This is a genomic window from Serratia oryzae (assembly GCF_001976145.1).
Taxonomy (GTDB): Bacteria; Pseudomonadota; Gammaproteobacteria; order Enterobacterales; family Enterobacteriaceae; genus Chania; species Chania oryzae.
Genome location: NZ_MOXD01000072.1, coordinates 1 through 418 on the forward strand (window position 1 = coordinate 1; position 418 = coordinate 418).

Consider the following 418-nt stretch of genomic DNA (forward strand, 5'->3'; position numbering starts at 1 on the left):
CGGTGCGGATACCCTCACCTTGCAAATCAACGGTACCGCGGTTGGGCAAGATACCACGTTCCAAATCGATCAGGGGGGCGTGCATGTTGCCAACGGCGTTTATGATTATGGCCTGAGCAACACGGGGAATAACGGCGCGGGCTTGTACATGAATTATGCCCTCACGGCCCTGCAACTGATTGAGGACGGCCCGAATGCGCTGGTGATAGCCACCGACGGGGTGGCGGGCTCCAACACCAACCTGTCGGTTAACGTCTTCGGCAGCGGGGGCGTGGTGCTGGACGGCACTCCGGCTGCATTGACTATCTCCAACAGCGGCAACAGCTACAGCGGCAGTACCACCATCCAGGGAACGGTGCTGGCCGGGGGCAATGGCACCCTGGGCAACACGTCTTTGCTGGCGGTTAACGGTGGCAGT

At 60.5% G+C, this 418-nt stretch carries 1 protein-coding gene; it reads left to right on the top strand.

The window, feature by feature from the left end; genetic code table 11:
- Positions 1-418 (top strand): hypothetical protein (locus tag BMI79_RS23925; protein ID WP_425272376.1); only part of this gene is annotated, 418 nt, incomplete at both ends.